We start from the raw sequence: 19,142 nt of genomic DNA, 5'->3' as shown, positions 1-19,142 counted from the left end.
GACACGGTCACGGCGGGGGCGGGGGCCGACGTGGTGCTCGGCGACAACGGCTTCGTGGTGTTCACGGACGGTGTGCGCAGCCAGGTCGTCAGCACCGATCCGGATGCGGGCGGGGCCGACAGCCTGGCGGCGGGCGACGGCGACAACATCGTCATCGGCGGTGTCGGCGGCGACACGATCACGCTCGGGACCGGGAGCGACCTGGTGCTCGGCGACGACGGCCAGGTGGTCGTTTCGGCGGGCGTGCGGTCGGTGGTGGCGAGCCTCGACCCGCAGGTCGGGGGCGACGACCGCATCACCGGTGGCAATGGCGACAAGGTGGTGATCGGCGGGGCCGGCAATGACGGCGTCACGCTTGGCCAGGGCGCCAGCGTGGTGCTGGGCGACGCCGGCATGGTGCGCTTTGCGGCGGGGATCCGGGCGGAGGTGAGCAGCACCGATCCGACCGTGGGCGGCGGCGACACGATCGTGATCGCGGGCGGCGACGCAGTCGTCCTGGGCGGGATCGGCGGCGATGCCGTGACGACCGGAGCGGGATCCGATCTCATCCTGGGCGATGACGGGGTCGTGCATTTCGACGCCGTCGGAGTGGTGACGGACGTCGCGACGCTCGACGCCGCCCTCGGCGGGGACGACGTGATCGCGGCCGGCGAGGGCGACAACGTCGTGGTGGGCGGCGCCGGCTCGGACACGATCGTCACGGGATCCGGGGCGGACTTCATCCTCGGCGACAACGGCTCGGGCGATCTCGTGGTGGTGAACGGCCAGCGCAGCCTGCGCCGGCTCCAGTCCACCGACCCGCTCGCGGGCGGAGCGGACCGGATCGAGGCCGGTGCCGGCAACGACCTCGTCGTCGGCGGCACGGGCAACGACACCATCCTGGGCGGCGAGGGCAACGACCGGCTGTTCGGCGACCATGCGCTCTACGACACGGCGCTTCCGCCGAATCAGCGTGGCATCGCCATCTTCACCGGGCCGCAGGACGGCGCGGGCGACGACTGGATCGAGGGCGGCGACGGCGACGACGTGATCTTCGGCCAGCAGGGGAACGACATGCTGGCCGGCGATGCCGGCGACGACGACCTCGTCGGCGGGTCGAACGTCATCGGCGCCGCGGACGGCAACGACACCCTCTCGGGCGGGGCCGGCGCGGACGTCGTGCTGGGCGACAACGGCATCATCGCGCGCCTCGTCCTGGTGGACGACGTGAAGGCGGTGTCGTGGCTGCGCGATCCGGATCCGTTCGGCGGGACTCGGCGCGAGGTGGTGCCGTTCGATCTCATCGATGGGATCGGCGGGAACGACATCATCGCCGGCAACGACGGCGACGACCGGCTCTTCGGCCAGCGCGGCGACGACGGGATCGAGGGTGGCGACGGCGACGACGAGATCGTCGGCGGCCTGGGCAACGATGCCCTGGGCGGTGGTGCGGGCCGGGATGTCATCCTGGGCGATGTCGGCCGCATCGTGCGGGCCTACCGGCCGGACGGCAGCGCGGTCGTCGACAGCGACGGCAGCTGGCACCGCGACGTGGTGCTGGAGGAGGTCGGCACGGTCACGGCCGTGATGCGCGCCGACAGCCGCCTCATGGTCGATGTCACCTTGCAGATCGACGCCCTGGCGAAGTCCGACCTGCTCCTCGCGACGGGCGCGCGGGACGCTGCCGGCGCGGCGCTCCGGATGGCGGGCGGCAACCTCGACACCTCGGTGCTCGCGGTGTCGCTGGCGCCTGCCGGCAACGACCTGATCGATGGCGGCGACGGTGACGACGGGCTGTTCGGCCAGCGCGGCGACGACACGATCCGCGGCGGTGCCGGCGACGACATGATCTTTGGCGACCGGGCGTCGAACACCGCCGAGACGGCGTCGGACATGCCCACCATCGTGAACGCGGTCCGGTTGATCGGCGCGCCGGATTCTGCCGGGCTCGACCTGCCGCTCGGCGGCGCGGTGGTGGTGCCGGCGGCGAACCTGATGCCCCAGGTGCTCAACGGGAGCGCTCCGCACATCACTGTCTACCCGAACCTCGCGGGCGCCCTCGGCGAGATCGCCGGGGCCGGTCCGATCCGCCGCAACGACGGCACGGCGCTCACCGTCTATGCGTCGGTGGTCCCGAACCTCGTCGACACCCACGGTGTCCTGCCGGGGAACGACGTTATCGAGGGCGGTGCGGGCGACGACACGATCTACGGCGACGACGTGCAGATCTCGTCCCTCGACGTGACCCGCCTGTCCGCGCTCAACGGCCAGATCGACGCCGTGACCCTCTCGATGCAGCGCTTGCTGGAGACGCTCGACGCCCTCACGGCCGGGGTCGACATGACCGATGCCGCCCGGGGCAACCGCTCGCCTGAGATGCTGCGCTACGGCAACGATACGATCGCCGGCGGCGACGGCACCGACACGATCGTGGGAGATCAGGCCCGGATCGTGGTCCGCGGCCGCGGACCGCTCGACGATCTGTCCGTGGCCTCGACCGTGGCGCTCGGCGATTTCCTGAGCGACATGCGCTGGGTCGTCTCCGACCTCACCGCAACGGTCAGCCGGGCCAACGAGTTCGTCGTCGCCGCGATGGCGCGGCTCGCGGGGCCGGCGGGAGTGTTCAAGGCGCCGCCGCACCAGCTCGTCCTCGGCAACGACGTGATCGATGCCGGTGCCGGCGACGATCTCGTGGCCGGCGACACCCTGATCCTCACGCAGGCGGGCGTCGCCCGCACCGACGCCACGCTCGATCCCCGCGACGGGGCCTGGGCCATGGCGGTGAACGCGGTGATCGGCGCCCGGGCGGCCGACCAGGACCGAGCGCTGAGCGCGCACCTCACCAAGGACCATCCGGCCGACACCGCGGCGCAGGGCGTCATCGACATCGTGTTCGGCAACGGTCAGGGCTACGCGCTGACCATCGGCAACGACCGGATCGCCGGCGGCTCAGGGACCGACGTTCTGGTGGGCGACGCCGCCTTCATCCAGCTGCCGGTTCCGGGCACGAGCGAGGGGGGCGCCACCTCGCCCGATTCTCTCGCGGCCGACCGGATCCAGGTCCTTGCCCGGCTGTTTTCCGGCACGACGATCCCGTTCTCCTCGACGGGCGCGACCCGGGGCACCGCGATCCTGCTCGGCGCGGCGACGAGCGGGTGGGGGCCGGACGGGCGGCGCTATGCCCGCGACGCGGGCGCGGTGACGAACAACCGCGACGTGATCGACGGCGGCGACGGGGCGAACCGCATCTTCGGCGACGCCGTGATGCTGGTCCCGGCCCTCGACGCGGCCGGCCGCCTCGTCGGGCCGACCGCCCTCTACGCGATCGCCCCGGGCCCGGTCGGCCTGGCGCAGGGCGCGGTCACGCTCGGGCTGGGCGGCGCGAGCATCGGCCTCCTCCGCGCCTCCGGCACGCCCGGCTATACGCTGAACTGGGCCAATGGCAGCCCGGTGGCGGGCCAGACGGGCAGCGGGGAGCTCGCGGCCTATAACGCCGCCTACTGGAGCACGCCCGGCACGGGGAGCGTCTACGGCTTCTACGGCACGACCGGCACCGCCTCCGGTTCCGCCCCCCTGTCGAGCACAACCTCCGGCACGGCGCCGCTCGCCAGCAAGCTGGCCGCCACCGTCGACGGAACGGGCCCGGGTGGAGTCCCGGTCCCTCCGCCGCCGTTCCTGCACAACCCGAGGCCGGGCAAGAAGGCGGTCCTGGCGTGGTTCCGGCAGACGGCCGCGGCGATGCCGTGGCTGACCGCGGGCCAGATCCTGGCGGCGATGACCGGCACCACTCCGGTTCCGCAGAGCACCAGCGCCGGGACCGGAACCGGTACCAGCACCGGCAACGCCGACGAGATCACGGGGGGGACGGGATACAGCGCGCCCGGTGCCTCCGCGTCGCCCCCGTCCTGGAGCTTCGATGCCGGTGTCACCCGACCGGCCATGGGCCGGCAAGCCGCTCGCCTGCTCGCGGCCCAGGTCTCCGCCGACACGCCGATCAAGGGGCTCGCGCACAAGCCCCTGATGCCCGCCGACGTGATCCGGGTGATCCAGAACACCACCATCGTGGCCCGTGTCGTTCCGACCGATCCGGACGCGGAGAGAGACCGCTACACGACCTACATCCTGGACGAGGCGAGCGGGTCCCTGGAGCGGCAGGCGGAGGCTGACGGGATCCGGTTCTACTGAGCGAGGGCCGGAGAGCCGCTCGCGGCCCTCCGCCACACGACCGATGCATCAAGGAATGCCTCCTCCTTGATCCGCGGGTGGTTCGGTGAGCGCCACGCTGACGGCGACGGCGGTCCGCACATCCCCTTTGCCAGGACTCGCGGCCGGTCCTATCGATCGTCCTGCAACGAGACGGGCACGCCGGAACCGGACGTCGCCCGGGGAGGAGACAGGATGGCGAAGATCGCGATCGTCGGATGCGGAGCCATGGGCTCGGTCTATGCGGCGCTGATGGCCTCGGTCGGCCATGCGGTGCACGCCGTCACGCTCTGGGCCGACCATGCGGCGGCGATGCGGGACCATGGCCTGCGCGTCGAGGGGGCGAGCGGCGACCGCACCGTGCGGCTGGCGAGCGCCGGCACGACGACGGCGGGAATCGGCCCCTGCGACCTCGTCATCATCGCCACCAAGGCGTTCGACGTCGCGGCGGCGGCGCAGGCCTGCACCCCGCTGATCGGGTCCGGGACCGTAGTGCAGACGATCCAGAACGGGCTCGGCTCGCCGGAGGTCGTGGCCACCGTCATCGACCCGGACCGGATCGCCGTCGGGGTGGTCGGCGGCTTCGGCGCCTCGATGCGCGGGCCCGGCCATGCCCACCATAACGGCCTCGAGATGATCCGCTTCGGCGCCTTCGCGGGCCTGCCGCGCGAGCGCCTGGAAACGGCGGCGGCGATCTGGGACTCGGCCGGGTTCAGGACCAGCCTGTTCGACGATCTCGGCCGGATGGTGTGGGAGAAGCTGATCATGAACGTCACCTTCTCGGGCACCACCACCCTCACCGGCCTGACCATCGGTGGGGTGATGGCCGATCCGGACGCCTGGCGGGTGGCGCAGGGATGCGCCGAGGAGGCGATCGCGGTGGCAGCGGCGATCGGCGTGACGCTTGAGGTGGGCGATCCGCTCGATCACATTCGCCGCCTCGGCGGCAAGATTCCCGAGGCTCGGCCCTCGATGCTGCTCGATCACCGGGCCGGGCGCCGCGGCGAGGTCGAGGCGATCAACGGCGCGATTCCGCGCCTCGGTCGGCGATGGGGGGTGGCGACCCCGGTCAACGACACGGTGGTCGCCCTCATCAAGGCGCGGGAGGCCGCCTTCCCGGTCGCGGCCGATCCCGAGACCTGTCCGGTCTGATCAGGTCCCGAGCGCCCGGTCGGTCTCCGCACGCCGCGGCAGGCTCGCCTGGCTGCCCCGGCGCCCGCAGGCGAGGGCCGCCGCGACGCTCGCCCGCTCCATCGCCGCGCGCAACGGTGCGCCGCGATCGAGCGCCGCCGCCAGGACGCCGACGAAGCAGTCGCCCGCCGCGGTGGTATCGACGGGGTCGATCACCCGGGCGGGGACGTGCCAGGCGCCGTCCTGCGTCGCCGCCTCCGAGCCGGCCTCGCCGAGGGTGCGGACCACGTCGATGCCGAGGGCCGCCCGCAAGGCGGTCGCCTCCGGCGCGCAGCCGAGCCGCAGGGCGGTCGCCTCCGCCTCGTCCTCGTTGACGACGAGAAGGCCGGCAAGCCGCAGCGTATCGGTGTCGAGCGGCAGGGCCGGGGCGAGGTTGAGGATCGCGCGCAGGCCCAGCGCCCGGGCCCGCCGCAGGAGCGCGGCGGTCTCCTGCATCGCGACCTCCATCTGGAGCAGAAGCGACGTCGCCCGGGCGAGATCGGCATCGGTGATCTGGTCCGCCCGGGCCTGCGCGTTCGCCCCGAGCGCCACCGCGATGCGATTGCGGCCCGCCGCGTCGATCCAGATCGAGGCGCAGCCCGTCGCCGCCGCCAGGCTGCGGACCCGCGCGATGTCGGCGCCCGCCTCGCGCAGGCCGGAGAGCGCCACCTCGGCGAGGGCGTCGCTGCCGACGGCCCCGGCCATCGCGACCGCCGCCCCGTCCCGTGCCGCGGCCACGGCCTGGTTCGCGCCCTTGCCGCCCGCCTGCACGGCTAGACCGTCGGCCAGCAGGGTCTGGCCCGAGCGCGGGATCTCCGGCAGCCGGAAGACCAGGTCGGCGTTGAGGGAGCCGAAACAGACGATCACGGGTCTTCTCCTGAGGGCGTTTCGCCGAGCCGTCGCCGATTCGGCGACAAACATGATTGACGAGGAATCATACCAACGGTCGTTGGAAACGACCTTTGGTGCCGTTCTCGAATTTTCGCCAAGCCCACAATCCCGGACATCTGGGCTTGGCATCGACAATTCGCGATGGAGTTAACGGCCGCGTCGATCTCGAGCCTGCCTGAGATCGAATCGATGCGTCAGCATCTTCGGACGTCGGATCGCCAGCCGGCGCGGTGGAACCGTCGGCTCCACACGCCTGAGCGAAGCCGATCTCCGCATCGCGAGGCGATCCGTCGGAGATCGTATGAACGAAGGTGATGCCAACGGGTGCCGGCACCGAATGTGTGGTCCGCTCTCCAATTTCGTCAAGTTCGAGATGTCTGAACGCTAGGACCAGACTCGGTAAGTCGCGTTGATTTCATGGTTCCGTCGATATCTGTCTCAATTGTCGACGACGAACTGGATTCCGCTCCGTTTGACGATGCTCTCCGAGGCGGCTGGGTGGTGTGCGGAGAGTCTTGCATTATCGCCGATGCTTGTCGTAGCATCGGCAGAAATTTTTAGAAAGTCTGACCAGCGACGGGGTGCGGGGATCGTGGCGCCCCGGCCGCGAGGAACCGGCCGGGTCCCCCGATCGCGATACCGTTGCCTCAAGACACTTGCCGTCGACTGACTCCGGGGCGATTAACCCGATCTTGAAGAGACGACTGCCATTCATTAGTGGTCTAACGGGTTTACGGGAACCACCATGGTGAAGCGGCGCGGTCTGACCAGTCTGATCGTCGCGCTCGGCCTCGCCGTCCAGGAACCGGCCTGGGCCGGGGAGCTTCCGTTGACCTGGCCGGTCTTCGATGCGCCGCCTTTCACGATCACCGAGGGCGAGCACCGCGGGACCGGCATCTTCGACCGAATCCGCGATCTCCTGACGGCGCGGCTGACCGACTACGTCGTCACGCGCGTGACGGTGCCGTTCCCGCGCATTGTCACCTCGCTCAAGAACGGCGACGAGTGGTGCTTCGTCGGCGGCGTGAGGACGGCCGAGCGCGAGGGCTTCGCGGCGTTCTCGCGGCCGGTGGCGATGTTCTATCCCCTGCGCATCGTCGTGCCGGCGTCCAAACGTGCCCGCTTCGCGGCGTTGGAGCCGCTCTCCCTGCGCAGCCTTCTGAGCGAGCACCGCGATTTGCGCACCAGCGTGCTGCGCGACCGCGCCATCGCGCCAGCGGTCGATGCCCTGTTTCGGCAATACCCGCCCGGGCAGACCTATGCCCGCTTCATCGAAGCGTATCGCATGCTGCTGAGCGGCCGGCTCGACTACCTGGTCGATTTCTCCAGCATCACGGCCTATCACATCCGGCAGATCGCCCGACCGGACGATGTCGTCGGCCTGCCTTTCGCCGAGAGTCCCGATCCGGTCTTCGCCCGGGTGATGTGCGCGGGCACCCCCTGGGGCCGCGCCGTGGTGGCGCGCATCGACGCGGTTCTGGCGGCCGAGCGGCCGGGCCCGGCCTACCGGAGCATCGTCGAAGCCTGGACTGCGCCGGAGGACCTGCCGCGGATCCGCGCCGTCTACGACGCCTTCCTGGCGAGCGATTGACAGGGATGGGCGACGGGCTCGACGACCCGCTCGGCGATCGCTCTGGCGAGCCACGGGGCGGACCGGGCCGGAAGCCGGAATGAATGCTCCGCCACACCGTCCACCAGTCAGGTCACGACTTGACTGTAAGATACCTGACCAAAGGCTCCCGGCGATGGCGTCAGACGATTAACCCGATCTTGAAGTCGAAACCTGCATTGACGGGTCGCTGGCCTCGGACCACCACAGGATACATCATGGTAAAGCGGCGCTCTCTCGCCGGTCTGGTCATCGCGCTCGCGTTCGGGGCTCTGGGGCCGGCGCGTGCCGAGGACGACCGGATCACGTGGTCGGTCTACGATGCCCCGCCCTACATGATCACCGAGGGCGAGAACCGCGACGGCGGCATCTTCGACCGGATCCGGCATCTTCTGAGCGACCGGCTGACTGGATACAGTTCCTCGACGCTGAACGTCCCGTTCCCCCGCATCATCACCTCGCTGAAGAACGGCGAGACCTGGTGCTTCGTCGGTGGCGTGAGAACGCCCGAGCGCGAAGGCTTCGCGGCGTTCTCGCGGCCGGTGGCGATGTTCTATCCGTTGCGCATCATCGTGCCGGCCTCCAAGCGCGCCCGCTTCGAGGGGCTCGAGCCCCTGTCCCTGCATGCCCTGCTGACGGACCATCGCGACTTGCGCACCAGCGTGCTGCGCAACCGCGCGATCGCGCCGTCGGTCGACGCGCTGTTTCGGCAATACCCGCCGGGGCAGACCCATTCCGAGTTCGGCGAGGCGTTCCGCATGCTGCTGAACGACCGGCTCGACTACCTCGTCGAATTCTCCAGCATCGCGGCCTACAACGCCCGGCAGATCGGTGAGCCGGGCGCCTTCGTGGGCCTGCCCTTCGCGGAAGAGAACCGGGAACCGGTCTTCGCCCGGGTGATGTGCGCCGGCACGCCCTGGGGCCGGGCGGTGGTGGCGCGCATCGATGCGGTGCTGGCGGCCGAGCGGCCGGGCCCGGCCTATCGGAGCATCGTCGAGGCGTGGACGGCGGCGGCCGACCTGCCGCGGATCCGCGCCGTCTACGACACCTTCCTGGCGAGCGAATGACCGGTTGGGCGGGCGCCCGCCCGACCCTCAGGCCGCCAAAGCCGCGTCCTCTCCCGACAGATCATGCGTCACGAACGGCTCGACCCAGACGCGCTGCCCGTTCAGGTCGTGCACGCTCACCCGCCACTCGGCCCAGTCGGCGGCGCCAATGCTCCGCATCGTCGCCTCGGCGACGGTCCGAGCGCGGCGGGCGAGGGCGGCCGGACCACGGACGAGGCTGCCCTCGGCATCGAGGATGCACTCGGAGCCGTTGGTGCAGTGGAAGCGGTAGCGCGTCATGCCGGTCCTCTGTTCCCGATGATCGGACATCCTGGCTCAGATGCCCGCCAGGGTTAATGTTCACTCTCCGTTCTAATTTGGCAAGCCCTTCGGGGCCAGGGCCGCGATGCCGCAGCCGGTCCGTCCGCCGCGACCGGATTTCCGTCCTGACGAAGGGGGCTCGCCGCCGGCCGGAAACCCTGCCAGTTTCGCCCCTGACCGATCCCTGAAACCCAGGCGGGGGATTCCATGTCCGGCCTCTTCGACCCGATCCTGAACTGGCGGCTTCTGCCGGGCTCGCATGTCTTCCCGGGGCCGGATGGCGGGACCTGCATCAACGAGGCGGCCGTGGTGGCGGCCGGGCTGCCCTATCGGGCGATCCGCTCCTCGGCGGATTGTCCGCCCTGCTTCTCGGGGCCGCTCGCCGCCTACGCACTCGGCCTCAACGACGCCATGCCGGATGCCGAGCGGCCGCGGCTGATGGCCTTCGTGCTGCGCCTCGCCGGTTCCGCCGATTCCGAGGCTGTCGAGGCGGCCCGCACCGCCTACCTGGTGCGCGAGGGCGTGCGCCGTCTGCTGCCGCCGGTGCTGGAGCGGGCCGGGCTGCCGCAGCACGCCGCCGCCTGCCGGGCCGCGCCGGACCTGGAGCGGGCCGTGACGGTGGTGCGCCACGCCGCATGGTCGGCTGGCTCGCTGGCCGAGGCCGCCGGCTGCCAGGGAACCTGGGTCCGCGGCGCCCGCGCGGCGGCGGCGGCCCGCGCCGCCCTCTTCGCCGGCGAGATCGATGCCCGGACCGCTGCCGACGCGGCCGAGGCCGCCGCGTTGTTCTGGCCCGGCGCCTGGGCTGAGGCGGTCGCGATCCTCGACGAGGCCCTCCGCATCGGCCGGCAGGCGCCACTCCTCGCGCCTGACGAGGCCGTGATGCGGCTCGAAGCCGCGAAGCTGGCGCGGCGCGAGCGGGCGACCGCCTAAGCAGATTCCTGCGAACCGGTGACCGTTCCGCCGACATCTGCTGAGGCCGCGACCCCGGGGACGTCACGCTCGCTCGCCATCATCCGCATGAGGCGCAGGAGGTCGGCGATTGCGAAGGGCTTCGTGACGACGGTGCTGCCCGGCACCGCCGGATGCGTCAGGGTGGCGGCGGTCGAGGCATAGATCACCGGTCGGTGCGGCCGGATCTGCCGGTAGACCTCAGCCACGGCCCAGCCATCGACGGCGCCCGGGAGCCGGATGTCGGTGAGAAGCCAGTCGATCCGCTCCCCGTGCTGGCGCAGCAGGGCCAGGGCCGCCTCGCCACTCGACGCGGTCATCGTCGCGACGCCGTGCTGCGCGCACAGGATCACCAGCAGCTCGAGCAGCATGGCACTGTCCTCGACGATCAGCAGGCAGGGCGCCGGGACCTTTGCGGACATCCGGGGCGAGGGCAGGGGGGCGGGCATCGCGGGTGACTCCCGGTCGTCGATCCGGTAACGGCCCGCGGTCTTGGTTAACCGCGCCACAACGGCGGCAAGCCGAGGTGTTGCCATAATGCAGCATGCGCCGATCGCGTGCCGTGAGCGCCTGTCGCGCCGCAGCGTAGCCGTATTTCAACGGTGTCTGGGGCCGCCCTGCACGAGTGTCGGGGTTCGGCTCGAGGTCTCGGCCCGGCCGATGGGAGCCTGGCGGTTCGGCCGGGGAGGCAAGGCCCCGTCACGCATGACGGAACCTTCGCTTAACCAGCCAGGGCTAAGCAGATTTCGCCGAAGTGGTCACCGGTTCGGCGGCAAAAATCTGCGATCAAACAAGACCCTAAGCGGGCGAAGCGTTGGCCTGCCAACGCAAGTCTGCTTAGGCACGATCCTATGTTGGGAAGCGGCGTCGCCGGGCGCGTGGTGCGGCTCGGACCCCGCCGGGTGCGGCTTTCCGGGGCCGCCAGAGGAGTTGCCAGTCGATGCCGCTGCCGCTCGCGCCCCTGCGCGCGCTCAAGATCACCGCCGCCCTCGGGCTCGCCCTGTCGATGGCGGCCTGCGCGAGCAACAACGATCTCGCCGACGCCTCGGCGGCCTACGGGGCCGGTGGCCGCGGCGGGGCTGCGACGCCGGGAAGCGCGCAGGATTTCGTGGTCAATGTCGGCGACCGGGTGTTCTTCGAGTCCGACTCGACCGACCTGACCACCACCGCCACCGCCACCCTCGACAAGCAGGCGCAATGGCTGTCGCGCTACCCGCGCTACACCTTCCTGATCGAGGGCCATGCCGACGAGCGCGGCACCCGCGAATACAACTTCTCTCTCGGCGCCCGCCGGGCGCAGGCGGTGCGGGACTACCTCGCCTCGCGCGGCATCGGGGCGAACCGCATCCGCACCGTCTCCTACGGCAAGGAGCGGCCGGTGGCGGTGTGCAACGACATCTCGTGCTGGTCGCAGAACCGCCGTGCCGTCACGGTGCTGGATGGCGGCGCCGGCTCGTGAGGACCGGGGCGGCATGCCGCTCCCGTGTCGTCCGAGGCGAGCGGGACGGCTTGCGCCGTCCCTTTCCCCACGCAGATTTCGCCGACGTGGTCACCGGTTCGGCGGCAAGAATCGGCGATGACCAAGAGCCTAAGCGGACGAAGCGTTGGCCTGTCAACGCAAGTCCGCTCAGGTCAACCGGACGGCCCGCGCCGTCCGTTTTGCCGGGAGCGGAGGCATCTGCTAACCCGCCCTCCCGAGTGCGGACCCGCCGCCTGACCCGAGCCGTGATGCGCCCCGCCATGCTTCGCCGCCTGCTCCTCGCCCCCCTCGCCGTCTCCGGGCTGGCTCTCGCTGCCGCGTGCCCGGTCGCGGCCCAGGACGCCGCCGAGTTCGTGGTGCGCCTCAACCGGCTGGAGAACCAGTCGCGCCAGATGGCCGGCCAGATCGAGTCGCTCCAGTACGAGAACCGCCAGCTCAAGGAACAGCTGCGCAAGTTCCAGGAGGACGTCGAGTTCCGCTTCCAGGAGTCGAAGGGCGGGCAGAAGCCGGCGGCCTCGACCCCGCCGGCCAAGCCCCACAAGCGCAGCGACGCCTTCGACCCGTCGCAGAATCCCGACGCGCCGGGCGCGCCGCAGACCCTTGGCGCGACGACGCCGTCCCAGGCGCCGCGGTCGTCCGCCCCCGCGACGCCGAGCGCCTCGGCCGCCCTTGCGCCGCCCCGCGCCGCGATCGACGACCAGGCGCCCGATTACGGCGAGCCGGTGGATCTGCGCCCGCCGCCCCGCCCGGCCACCGCCGCGCCGGCCCCGGTCGCGCGGCCCTCGGCCAGCGTCGCCGCCACCGGCACCGGCGACGCCAAGGCGGATTACGAGGCCGCCTACGCCTACGTGCTGCAACGCCAGTACGAGCAGGCGGAGATGAGCCTGCGCCAGTTCATCCAGTCGCATCCCCGCGACGCCCTGGTGCCGGACGCGACCTACTGGCTCGGCGAGAGCTACCTGCAACGCAACCGCACCCGCGAGGCGGCCGAGCAGTTCTTGAAGGTCTCGACCGATTACGCCCGCTCGCGCAAGGCGCCGGACGCGATGCTGAAGCTCGGCGCCTCGCTCAACGCGCTCGGAGCCCGCGAGCAAGCCTGCGCCACCCTGGCCGAGCTGGAGCGCAAGTTCCCGCAAGCCTCCGCGACCGTGAAGCAGGGGGTCGACCGGGAGCAGCGGCGCGCGCGCTGCGCCGCGTGAGCGAGGCGGTGTGAGCCGCCCGGACTGGTCCGTTCCCGGCGCCGATTGCCTCGGCGCTGACCCGCTTGGCCCGGCCGAGGGCGCCGCGCTCCTCGGACCCTGGATCGGGCCGGGCTCGGTGTATCGAGGCGGCGTGCTGGCGGTGTCCGGCGGGCCCGATTCGACGGCGCTGATGGGCTGTGCCGCCCTGGTCCCGCGGGGGCTTCCGGTGATCGTCGCCACCGTCGATCACGGCCTGCGTCCCGCCTCGGCGGTCGAGGCGCAGGCGGTGGCGGCCCTGGCCGCCCGGCTCGGCCTCGCCCATCGCATCCTCGCCTGGACCGGCCCGAAGCCGGCGGCGCACCTCCAGGAGGCGGCCCGGGCGGCACGCTACCGGCTGCTTGCCGGTCTGGCCCGGGAGGCCGGCGCCGATCTCGTCCTCACCGCCCATACCCTCGACGATCAGGCCGAAACCGTGCTGATGCGCCTTTGCGCCGGCTCCGGTCCGGCCGGCCTCGCCGGCATGGCCCCGGCCCGCGCCCTCGACGGCGTGACCCTCGGCCGGCCCTTCCTCGGCGTGCCGAAGGCCCGCCTCGTCGCCACCTGCGACAGCCAGGGCTGGCCGTTCGTGCGCGACCCCTCCAACGCCGATCCGCGCTTCGGCCGCGCCCGCCTGCGGCGCCTCATGCCGCTCCTGGCCGAGGAGGGGTTGACGCCCGGGCGCCTGGTCCGCCTCGCCGGGCGCCTGCGCCGCGACGAGGCCGCCCTGGCGCAGGCCGCAGCGTCGGCCCTCAGCGATCTTCGACGGTCCGGGCCGGACGGGCACGGAACCCTGATCCTCGACGGGGCCGGCCTGGCGACCCTGCCGGAGGCGGTCGCCTTGCGGGTCGTCGGCCTTGCCGTCACGGCCCTGCGCGAGGACGCCGCGGCCGATCCGCCGCGCCTGGGGCAACTGGAGCGGATCGTCCTCGGCGAAGTCCTGCCAGCCCTGCGGGAGGGCATCCCCTGCCGGCGGACCGTCGCGGGCCTGCTCCTCGCGGCCGGCGCCGGCCGGCTGAGCCTGAGCCCGGCGCCGCCACGGCGCCCATCGAGACCGCATCCGGCCTGACGTTTCGGTAAGACGGGCGGTCTGCGGCGCCGCAGGCGCCGGCGATTACTTGGCAAGCCCCGGGCGGGTGCCTACATTGCCATCCGAGTGCCGGTGCCCCAACCCAGCACGCCCGCACGCGCCGCGCTCCTCAGGGATTGACTCTTCGATGAACCCCAATTTCCGCAATTTCGCCCTGTGGGTCGTCATCTTCCTGCTGGTGCTGGCCCTGGTGACCCTGTTCCAGAACCCAGGTCACCGCTCGGGCGGCGGGGAGATCGCCTACAGCCAACTCCTGACTGATGCCGAGCAGGGCCGTATCCAGAGCGTGGTCATTTCCGGCCAGGAGGTGAGCGGGACCTACACGAGCGGCGGCACCTTCACGACCTACGCGCCGAACGACCCCTCGCTGGTGTCGAAGCTCCAGGGCAAGGGCGTGACCATCACGGCCCGTCCGCCGTCGGACAACACCCCGTGGTTCATCGCGCTGCTCGTGAACTGGCTGCCGATCCTGGTGTTCATCGGCGCCTGGATCTTCCTGTCGCGCCAGATGCAGTCGGGCGCCGGCCGGGCCATGGGCTTCGGCAAGTCCAAGGCGAAGCTGCTGACCGAGGCCCATGGCCGCGTCACTTTCGAGGACGTGGCGGGCGTCGACGAGGCGAAGGAAGATCTTCAGGAGATCGTCGAGTTCCTGCGCGACCCGCAGAAGTTCCAGCGCCTCGGCGGGCGGATCCCCCGCGGCGTGCTGCTGGTCGGCCCCCCCGGCACCGGCAAGACCCTGATCGCCCGGGCGGTCGCGGGCGAGGCCAACGTGCCGTTCTTCACCATCTCGGGCTCGGACTTCGTCGAGATGTTCGTCGGCGTCGGCGCCAGCCGCGTCCGCGACATGTTCGACCAGGCGAAGAAGAATGCCCCCTGCATCATCTTCATCGACGAGATCGACGCCGTCGGCCGGCATCGCGGCGCGGGCCTCGGCGGCGGTAACGACGAGCGCGAGCAGACCCTCAACCAGCTCCTCGTCGAGATGGACGGCTTCGAGGCCAACGAGGGCATCATCATCATCGCGGCGACCAACCGCCCCGACGTGCTCGACCCGGCCCTGCTGCGCCCCGGTCGCTTCGACCGCCAGATCATCGTGCCGAACCCGGACGTGATCGGCCGCGAGCGCATTCTGCGCGTCCATGTCCGCAAGGTCCCGCTCTCGCCTGACGTCGACCTGAAGGTGATCGCCCGCGGCACTCCCGGCTTCTCGGGCGCCGACCTGATGAACCTCGTCAACGAGGCGGCCCTGCTGGCGGCCCGCCGCGGCAAGCGCATCGTCACGATGCACGAGTTCGAGGATGCCAAGGACAAGGTGATGATGGGTGCCGAGCGGCGCACCCTCGTCATGACCGAGGACGAGAAGCGGTTGACCGCCTATCACGAGGGCGGCCACGCCATCGTGGCCTTCAATGTCCCGGCCACCGATCCCGTCCACAAGGCGACGATCATCCCCCGCGGCCGGGCGCTCGGCATGGTCATGCAGCTCCCGGAGCGCGACAAGCTGTCGATGTCCTTCGAGCAGATGACCTCGCGCCTCGCCATCATGATGGGCGGCCGCGTCGCCGAGGAGATGATCTTCGGCCACGACAAGGTCACCTCCGGCGCCCAGTCGGACATCGAGCAGGCCACCCGGCTCGCCCGCATGATGGTGACCCGCTGGGGCTTCTCGCCCGAACTCGGCACCGTCGCCTATGGCGAGAACAACGACGAGGTCTTCCTCGGCATGCAGGTCAACCGGCAGCAGAACGTGTCGGAGGCCACCGCCCAGAAGATCGACGCCGAGGTCCGCCGCCTCGTCGAGGCCGGCCTCCAGGATGCCCGCCGCATTCTCGAGGAGCGGCGCGCCGACCTTGAGGCGCTGGCCCGCGGTCTGCTCGAATACGAGACCCTGTCGGGCGACGAGATCCGTGATCTGCTCGACGGCAAGCCCCCGGTGCGCGACGCCGGCGACTACCCGACGAATCCGTCGCGTGGCTCGCCGGTCCCGTCCGCCGGCCGCGGCCGGCCGCGGGAGAATGACGGCGGCTATGAGCCGCAGCCCCAAGCCTGAGCGGCGCTCGGGCATGGTCCGACCAAGTGGATCCCGGTTCGTCGTAGAAAATGCGGCAAAATCAAAGATCTAGAGCACTGCCCGATTGCAAACTGATCGGGCCGTGCTCTGGAGCGCATAGAATGTCGGATTGCGATGGAGGGGGCGGCGGGAGGGATCCCGCCGCCCCTTTCTCTTGCACGGTTCTGTTGCACCGCTCTCTTGCGCAGCAGCCTCAAAATAACCCAGACCAAACCAACCCGGACCACGTGGGACCGCGTCGGCCCGAAGCGGCGGCATCGGCCTTGCGCAACGCCGCGTGCCGGGGACCGGGATGACCCGGAACGGGACAGGGAGATGACAACCGTGCGCAAGTATTTCGGGACCGACGGCATCCGGGGCCGGGCCAACGGCGTGATCACGCCGGAACTCGCGCTCAAGGTCGGGCAGGCCGCCGGGCTCGTGTTCCAGCGCGGAGATCACCGCCACCGCGTGGTGATCGGCAAGGACACCCGCCTGTCGGGCTACATGATCGAGACCGCGATGGTGGCGGGCTTCACCTCGGTGGGCATGGACGTGCTGCTGCTCGGCCCGATGCCGACGCCGGCCGTCGCGATGCTGACCCGCTCGATGCGCGCCGATATCGGGGTGATGATCTCGGCCTCGCACAACCCGTTCGAGGATAATGGCATCAAGATCTTCGGCCCGGACGGGTTCAAGCTCTCCGACGAGGTCGAGCGCGAGATCGAGCACCTGATCGACGCCGATCTGCAAACGAAGCTCGCCGGCTCCACCGATCTCGGCCGGGCGAAGCGCATCGAGAGCGTGCATGCCCGCTACATCGAGTTCGCCAAGCGCACCCTGCCGCGCAACCTGACCCTCGACGGCCTGCGGGTGGTGGTCGATTGCGCCAACGGCGCCGCCTACCGGGTGGCGCCCGAGACCCTGTGGGAACTCGGCGCCGAGGTGATCTCGATCGGCACCGACCCGGACGGCTTCAACATCAACCGCGACGTCGGCTCGACGGCGCCCGAGGCATTGGTCGCCAAGGTGCGCGAGCTGCGCGCCGATATCGGGATCGCTCTGGACGGCGACGCCGACCGGGTGCTGGTGGTGGACGAGAAGGGCCAGCGGGTCGACGGCGACCAGCTCATGGCGGTGGTGGCCCGCTCCTGGCAGGAGGATGCCCGTCTCTCGAAGAATGGCATCGTCGCCACGATCATGTCGAATCTCGGCCTCGAGCGCTATCTCGGCGGTCTGGGCCTCGGCATGGTCCGCACCGCGGTCGGCGATCGCTACGTGCTGGAGCACATGCGCGAGCACGGCTACAATCTCGGCGGCGAGCAATCCGGCCACATCATCATGTCGGACTACGCCACCACGGGCGACGGTCTGGTGGCGGCGCTCCAGCTCCTCTCGGTGGTGCAGCGCCAGCAGCGCCCGGTGAGCGAGGTCTGCCACTGCTTCGATCCGCTGCCGCAGGTGCTCAAGAACGTGCGCTATCGCAGCGGCGGCGAGCCCCTGCGCCAGGATGCCGTCGTCACCGCGATCGAGGGCGCACGCCAGCGCCTGGGAGAGGGCGGGCGCCTCGTCATCCGGCCCTCGGGCACCGAGCCGGTGATCCGCGTGATGGCCGAAGGTGACGACCGCGACCTCGTGGTGCGGGTGGTCGACGACGTGGTCGAGGCCCTGCGCAAGGTCGCGGCCTGACCGCCCCTCCCGGGAGCGGAGGCGCCGACAGCCTCCGCACCGCCCGCGTTGCCGCCGAAGCGCGAACGCCTGATGCGTCTCTCGCAGGATTGACCGGCCGTACTCGCATTGTCCGGCCCGCTTCTCGATTGCGGCCACGAATCAATCAGATGCAAGACTTTCTCAGCCCTAAGGCTTAACGTTAAGCGGGGGTTTACCGAACCCGGCGACAGTCATGACGTCTTCCGGAACGGCCGCCCGATCTCATCGCGGCCCTTCGCAACAAGGAACCGTCATGGGCCGTAGCAAGCCACTCGCGCTGGCGCGCATCATCACGCTCGCTGCGAGCGTGGCCGCCCCGGCGCTCGTCCACGCTGCCGACCTCGGTCTGCTGCCGCCTCCGCCGCCGCTGCCGCCCCCGCCGGTGGAATTCGGCGGCGGCTGGTATCTGCGCGGCGATGTCGGCGCCAGCATCTACAGCACGCCGAAGCTCTCGACCGTACCGAGCCCGGACGTGATCAACTACTACAACTCCGATCTCGGCGGCGGCGCCTTCGCCGGCATCGGCGTCGGTTACCAGTTCAATTCCTGGCTGCGCGGCGACGTGACCGGTGAGTACCGCTTCTCCAGCGGCTTCCACACCAACGACCACTACAAGTGGAAAGACACGAGCACCGACGAGAACGGGCTGCGTCTGAACGACAACACCACCTACGAGGCCACCAACGGCAATTACTCCGCCGCGGTCGTCATGGTGAACGGCTACGCCGATCTCGGCACCTATTACGGCATCACGCCGTTCGTCGGCGCCGGCGTGGGCGCCGCGTTCCACCGCTTCTCCGGCGTGTCGGAGACGAGCCAGATCAACACGACCTACACCTATGCCGACAATCCCGATTGGGGAACCGCCGGGGCGCCGACCCGGATCAGCGGCGGCAGCTACAAGAACCAGATGAAGACGAGCTTCGCCTGGGCCCTGCATGCCGGCCTGTCCTACGCCGTCACGCCGAACCTGAAGCTCGAACTCGCCTACCGCTACCTCAATATGGGCGAGGGCAGCACCGGCGTACTCAATTGCTTCTGCGGCACCACCCTGACGCCGATCAAGGTGCGGGACATCGAGGCCCACGACGTCAAGCTCGGCATGCGCTGGATGTTCGGGGCGCCGGTCGTGGCCGCTTACGAGCCGCCGCCGCCTCCGATGATGCCGCTCGTGCGCAAGTATTGACCCTGCAACACCTCTCCGGCGCCGGAGGCGCCGGAGATCATGGCAGCCGGCCATTAGGATTAAGCGGCTGCTCATCGTTCGATGTTACGGTATACCAACGGCCCAGGATGCTGACGCATCGATTCGATCTCGGGCAGGTCCGAGATCGATGCGGCTTTTGACTCCATCTTGAATTGTCGACGCCAAGCCCTGATGGCCAGGAACTTGGGCTAGGCGAAAATTCGAGACCGGAACCAAAGGTC

At 70.6% G+C, this 19,142-nt stretch carries 13 protein-coding genes and 1 pseudogene; 11 read left to right on the top strand and 3 right to left on the bottom strand.

Translation table 11 applies throughout. The features are described from left to right. Window positions 1–4,164: pseudogene (locus VP06_RS38605) on the top strand (hypothetical protein); the annotation flags it as partial. 213 nt (window positions 4,165–4,377) lie between these two features. Beyond that, window positions 4,378–5,334: a ketopantoate reductase family protein gene (locus VP06_RS14995; protein WP_082167406.1), complete on the top strand. Its 957-nt coding sequence runs from the start codon at window positions 4,378–4,380 to the stop codon at window positions 5,332–5,334. Here VP06_RS14995 and VP06_RS14990 read toward each other — a convergent pair whose 3' ends face one another. Then, window positions 5,335–6,219: a PfkB family carbohydrate kinase gene (locus VP06_RS14990; protein ID WP_048464581.1), complete on the bottom strand. Its 885-nt coding sequence runs from the start codon at window positions 6,217–6,219 to the stop codon at window positions 5,335–5,337. It abuts the gene before it with no gap. A gap of 769 nt (window positions 6,220–6,988) precedes the next feature. Between VP06_RS14990 and VP06_RS14985 the strand changes: the two genes are divergently transcribed. Together VP06_RS14985 and VP06_RS14980 are read left to right on the top strand one after the other, a co-directional pair. Further along, a complete protein-coding gene (locus tag VP06_RS14985; RefSeq protein WP_053081816.1) occupies window positions 6,989–7,834 on the top strand; it encodes a transporter substrate-binding domain-containing protein in 846 nt (281 codons plus the stop codon). Window positions 7,835–8,070: 236 nt separating this feature from the next. Continuing rightward, window positions 8,071–8,919, top strand: coding sequence for a transporter substrate-binding domain-containing protein (locus VP06_RS14980; protein ID WP_053081814.1), 849 nt, complete (start codon window positions 8,071–8,073; stop codon window positions 8,917–8,919). A gap of 27 nt (window positions 8,920–8,946) precedes the next feature. Here the strand turns inward: VP06_RS14980 and VP06_RS14975 are convergent, their stop codons facing one another. Beyond that, window positions 8,947–9,198 (bottom strand): DUF6894 family protein, encoded by a 252-nt coding sequence (locus tag VP06_RS14975; protein WP_048464580.1) that lies wholly within the window; start codon window positions 9,196–9,198, stop codon window positions 8,947–8,949. Between the two features lie 228 nt (window positions 9,199–9,426). On the opposite strand from VP06_RS14975, the gene VP06_RS14970 reads away from it, so the two are divergent. Continuing rightward, window positions 9,427–10,149, top strand: coding sequence for a hypothetical protein (locus VP06_RS14970; protein WP_048464579.1), 723 nt, complete (start codon window positions 9,427–9,429; stop codon window positions 10,147–10,149). Here the strand turns inward: VP06_RS14970 and VP06_RS14965 are convergent. Further along, on the bottom strand, window positions 10,146–10,616 hold the full coding sequence (locus VP06_RS14965) for a response regulator (protein WP_342586821.1): 471 nt from the start codon (window positions 10,614–10,616) through the stop codon (window positions 10,146–10,148). The two genes, VP06_RS14970 and VP06_RS14965, sit on opposite strands and share 4 nt — an antisense overlap. Window positions 10,617–11,107: 491 nt before the next feature. Here VP06_RS14965 and pal point away from each other — a divergent pair, with 491 nt between their 5' ends. From pal to VP06_RS14935, 6 genes are all read left to right on the top strand, one after another. Further along, the gene (gene pal / locus VP06_RS14960; protein WP_048464577.1) at window positions 11,108–11,626 is read left to right on the top strand and encodes a peptidoglycan-associated lipoprotein Pal; all 519 of its coding nucleotides are present in this window, start codon (window positions 11,108–11,110) and stop codon (window positions 11,624–11,626) included. A 281-nt stretch (window positions 11,627–11,907) separates the two neighbouring features. Beyond that, entirely contained in the window at window positions 11,908–12,846 is a 939-nt protein-coding gene (gene ybgF / locus VP06_RS14955) for a tol-pal system protein YbgF (RefSeq protein WP_048464576.1), read from the top strand. Window positions 12,847–12,856: 10 nt separating this feature from the next. Continuing rightward, the gene (tilS, locus tag VP06_RS14950; protein ID WP_053081812.1) at window positions 12,857–13,933 is read left to right on the top strand and encodes a tRNA lysidine(34) synthetase TilS; all 1,077 of its coding nucleotides are present in this window, start codon (window positions 12,857–12,859) and stop codon (window positions 13,931–13,933) included. A 148-nt stretch (window positions 13,934–14,081) separates the two neighbouring features. After that, window positions 14,082–16,004 carry an ATP-dependent zinc metalloprotease FtsH gene (gene ftsH / locus VP06_RS14945; RefSeq protein ID WP_048464575.1) on the top strand — a complete coding sequence of 641 codons (1,923 nt, stop codon included), beginning with the start codon at window positions 14,082–14,084 and terminating at the stop codon, window positions 16,002–16,004. 345 nt (window positions 16,005–16,349) lie between these two features. Further along, complete coding sequence (glmM, locus tag VP06_RS14940; RefSeq protein ID WP_048464582.1) at window positions 16,350–17,693, top strand: phosphoglucosamine mutase; 1,344 nt, start codon at window positions 16,350–16,352, stop codon at window positions 17,691–17,693. A gap of 274 nt (window positions 17,694–17,967) precedes the next feature. After that, window positions 17,968–18,900, top strand: coding sequence for an outer membrane protein (locus tag VP06_RS14935; RefSeq protein WP_048464574.1), 933 nt, complete (start codon window positions 17,968–17,970; stop codon window positions 18,898–18,900). The last annotated feature ends 242 nt before the right edge of the window (window positions 18,901–19,142 follow it).

The sequence above is a fragment of the Methylobacterium aquaticum genome (assembly GCF_001043915.1).
GTDB classification, from domain to species: domain Bacteria; phylum Pseudomonadota; class Alphaproteobacteria; order Rhizobiales; family Beijerinckiaceae; genus Methylobacterium; species Methylobacterium aquaticum.
This window is presented reverse-complemented; position numbering and strand designations above follow the sequence as displayed.

Bases quoted from the DNA above. Each gene is read 5' to 3' on its own strand.
- VP06_RS14995 (WP_082167406.1), top strand. From the start codon at position 4,378: ATGGCGAAGATCGCGATCGTCGGATGCGGAGCCATGGGCTCGGTCTAT.
- VP06_RS14985 (WP_053081816.1), top strand. From the start codon at position 6,989: ATGGTGAAGCGGCGCGGTCTGACCAGTCTGATCGTCGCGCTCGGCCTC.
- VP06_RS14980 (WP_053081814.1), top strand. From the start codon at position 8,071: ATGGTAAAGCGGCGCTCTCTCGCCGGTCTGGTCATCGCGCTCGCGTTC.
- VP06_RS14975 (WP_048464580.1), bottom strand. From the start codon at position 9,198: ATGACGCGCTACCGCTTCCACTGCACCAACGGCTCCGAGTGCATCCTC.
- VP06_RS14970 (WP_048464579.1), top strand. From the start codon at position 9,427: ATGTCCGGCCTCTTCGACCCGATCCTGAACTGGCGGCTTCTGCCGGGC.
- VP06_RS14965 (WP_342586821.1), bottom strand. From the start codon at position 10,616: ATGCCCGCCCCCCTGCCCTCGCCCCGGATGTCCGCAAAGGTCCCGGCG.
- pal (WP_048464577.1), top strand. From the start codon at position 11,108: ATGCCGCTGCCGCTCGCGCCCCTGCGCGCGCTCAAGATCACCGCCGCC.
- ybgF (WP_048464576.1), top strand. From the start codon at position 11,908: ATGCTTCGCCGCCTGCTCCTCGCCCCCCTCGCCGTCTCCGGGCTGGCT.
- ftsH (WP_048464575.1), top strand. From the start codon at position 14,082: ATGAACCCCAATTTCCGCAATTTCGCCCTGTGGGTCGTCATCTTCCTG.
- VP06_RS14935 (WP_048464574.1), top strand. From the start codon at position 17,968: ATGGGCCGTAGCAAGCCACTCGCGCTGGCGCGCATCATCACGCTCGCT.